At 71.7% G+C, this 3,699-nt stretch carries 1 protein-coding gene; it reads left to right on the forward strand.

The annotated features are described in order from the left end of the window. Positions 1–3,699: non-ribosomal peptide synthetase (locus tag D7Y11_RS42005; protein ID WP_126936466.1), on the forward strand; the 3,699-nt coding region annotated here is incomplete at both ends.

The raw sequence follows: 3,699 nt of genomic DNA on the forward strand, positions 1-3,699 counted from the left end.
CGGTGGAGGTGGGGGGCGAGGAGCGCGCCGTGGTGGTGCAGGAAATCGACGTGCGACGGCTGGGCGGACTGCGTGAGCAGCTGGCGGCGGCGGACGCGGCGGTGGGCACCATCCGGCAGCGGCTGGCGGAGTCGCACGGGGTGCAGGCGCACGCGGTGGTGCTCATCGAGCCGGGCAGCTTGCCCAAGACGTCCAGCGGCAAGGTGCAGCGGCACGCGTGCCGAGCGGCCTTCCTCGCGGGGACCTTGCAGGAGGTGACGGCGTGGCGGGCGGAGCCGCCGGGGGGCGTGCGTTCGTCGTCCGAAGCTCCCCTCCCCGCTTCATCCGAATCCATTCCGGGCTCCGACGGGGACGGATCCATCAATGCGCCGGGCTTCGGTGAATCCGGGCCGTTGGCGTTGGCTGGGGCCTCCGATTCCGGAGCCTCTGCCTCAGCCGTCCCGGGCTCCGGTGTGGCTGGGGCCAACAGGCCTTTGGCTTCGTCCGGGCCGTCATCGAGTCATGAGCGCGGAGCCAGTAGCCCGGCCGCTCCTGGCGCGGGTTCTGGAGCACGCGAAGCGGCGCCCGTCTCAGAGGGCCTGCCCACGAATGCGGACGAGGCAGCGCTGGTGGCATGGCTGCACGACGCCGTGGCCCGGCACATGCGCATGCGCCGTGAGGACATCGACGTCGATGCTCCAGTGACTCGCTACGGGCTGGACTCGTTGGGCGCGGTGGAGCTGGCGCACGAAATGGGTATCGGCACGATGCGCGTGACGGTGCCCATGGAGTGGTTGCTCCAGGGACCGAGCATCACGTCCCTTGCACGGCAGCTGATCGCGGCCCGCACAGCGGCGTCCGCCCCTGCATCGAGCACGCTGCGTCGCCGGGAAGTAACAGGCGACCGGGCGGCGTCCTTCGCGCAGGCGCGGCTGTGGTTCCTGGATCGGTACGCACCGGGCGACGTGACCTACAACCTTCCCGCCGCCGTGCGACTGGAAGGCGAGCTGGACGTGGCCACGCTGGAGAACAGCCTCCTCGTGCTCGCCGCGCGCCATGACGCGCTGAGGACTTCCTTCCGGGAACAGGACGGAAGGCCGCTGCAGGTCATCGCGAGCGTCGCGTCCCTGCCGCTGGCCCGCGTATCACTGGAGTCCCTGCCCGCGGACACCCGCGAGGCCGAAGCCTCCCGTCTGGCCCATGAGGAGGCCCGCCGTCCGTTCATCCTGACGCAGGGACCGCTCGTGCGCGCCACGCTACTGACGCTGGATGAGCGCACGCACGTGTTGGTGCTCGTCATGCACCACGCCGTGTCGGACGGCACGTCCATGGCCGTGCTGGTGCGCGAAATGTCCGCCCTCTACGCGGCGCTGCTCGAAGGCGGCCCGTCGCCGCTGCGCGCGCTGAAGGTGGCTTACGCTGACTACGCGGAGTGGCAGCGGGAGTCGCTGGACGGAGCCGCACTGGCTTCGCACCTGGACTACTGGCGGCAGCAGCTCTCAGGCGCGCCCCGCTTGCTGGAGCTGGCAACAGACCGGCCGCGTCCCCCCGAGCGTGGAACGCAGGGCGCCCGGGTGCCGGTGGTGCTCGACTCACGGCTCGCCGAAGCGGTGCGCGCGTTGGCCATCCGAGAGGGCGTCACCCCGTTCATGGTCCTGCTCGCGGCCTTCCAGGCGGTGCTCGCGCGCCGCTCGGGACAGGGCGACGTCAGCGTGGGCACGGCCATCGCGGGTCGTGAACGCGCGGAGTTGCAGGGCCTGGTGGGCTTCTTCGTCAACACGCTGGTGATGCGCACGCGGCTGTCCGGCGCGCCCACCTTCCGTGAGCTGCTGGGCCGGGTGCGCGCGACGGCGATGGGTGCGTACGCGCATCAGGACGTGCCCTTCGAGAAGCTGGTGGAAGCGCTCCAGCCCACGCGCGAGCGCGGGTACACGCCCCTCTTCCAGGTGATGTTCATCCTCCAGGGCGCGCAGGTGGGCGCCCCCGTGCTGCCGGGCATCCAGTCGCGCTTGCTGGACGTGCATTCGGGCACGGCGATGTTCGACCTGACGCTCTCGCTCTCCGAATCCGCGAGGGGCTTCGAGGGCTGGCTGGAGTACGCCACCGACCTCTTCGACGCGGACACCGTGGCCCGCATCGCTGGCCACCTGAGTGTGCTGCTGGAGGCCGCCGTCGCGGACCCTTCGCGCCAGGTGGATGAGCTGCCGTGGCTCAGCGCCGATGAGTCGGAGCATCTGCTCGCGCTGTCGCGTGGACCCGACATCGAGTTCCCCTCGGATGCCACCCTCTCCTCGCGCTTCGCGGCGCAGGTGGCCCGCACGCCGGATGCCGTGGCGCTCGTCGCCGGGGATGGCCGGCTGACGTACCGGGAGCTGCGCGCTCGGGCCCGGGCCGTGGCGCACACGCTGAGGCAGCGTGGCGTGGGGCCGGAGTCGGTGGTGGGGCTGTGCGTGGACCGCTCGGTGGATCTGGCGGTGGGGATGCTCGGCATCCTGGAGGCGGGGGCAGCCTACCTGCCGTTGGATCCGGCGTACCCGGCGCAGCGGCTCGCGGCGATGTGGGAGGACTCGGGGGCGAAGGTCCTCGTGGGGCCTCGTCGCCTGGAGGACGTGATCGCGGTGCCGGCCGAGCGCCGGCTCTTCCTCGATGACGTGGCCCCTTCGGTGGGAGCGGACTTCGTGCGGTCCGCGGGTGACGCGCGGACGCTCGCGTACGTGCTCTACACGTCGGGTTCGACGGGGCGGCCCAAGGGCGTGGGCGTGCCGCACCGGACGGTGATGAACTTCTTCCGCGCGATGGATGCGCACGTCTCGCCGTGCCCGGGCACGTGGCTGGCGATGACGAGCATCTCCTTCGACATCTCCGTGCTGGAGCTGCTCTGGGCCTGGACGCGCGGCTTCCAGGTGGTGCTCGCGCCCACGGGCCTGGAGCCCGCGGCGTTCGCGGACCTGCTGGAGCGCCACGCCGTCACCCACTTCCAGTGCACGCCGTCGTACGCGCGTGCGCTCGTGGAGGAGCCCCGGGCGCTGCATGCGCTGAGCGGGTTGCGGCAGATGCTCGTGGGCGGCGAAGCGCTTCCGGGGAGCCTCGCCTCGAAGCTGCGGGAGCATGTCCCTGCCCTGCTCAACATGTACGGTCCCACCGAGACGACGGTGTGGTCGTCCATGCATCGCGTGGAGACGGACACGGCCGGCACGGTGTCGCTGGGACGGCCGCTGGCGAACACCGGGCTGCACGTCCTGGATGCCCTGCTGCGGCCGGTGCCGGTCGGGGTCCCCGGTGAGTTGTTCATCGGGGGTGAAGGCGTGGTGCGCGGCTACCTGGGCCGGCCGGAACTGACGGCCGAGCGCTTCGTGCCGGACGCGCTTCGCGAAGCGCCGGGCACGCGGATGTACCGCACGGGCGACCGGGTGCGCTGGCTCGCGGACGGGACGTTGGAGTTCCTGGGCCGCATCGACCACCAGGTGAAGCTGCGCGGCTTCCGCATCGAGCCGGGCGAAATCGAAGCCGCGCTCCGCATGCACCCCGAGGTCCGCGAGGCCGTGGTCGACGTGCGCGAACAGCGGCTCGTGGCCTACGTCGTCCCGGCCTTCGGGGATGCCGGCGTCCTGCGTGAGCACCTGCGCTCCCGTCTCCCTGCGTACATGGTGCCCTCGGCCTTCGTGGGCCTGGACACCCTGCCCCTCACGCCCAACGGCAAGGTGGACCGCGGCGCCCTGC

The sequence above is a fragment of the Corallococcus sp. AB018 genome (genome assembly GCF_003986945.1).
Lineage (GTDB): Bacteria > Myxococcota > Myxococcia > Myxococcales > Myxococcaceae > Corallococcus > Corallococcus exiguus.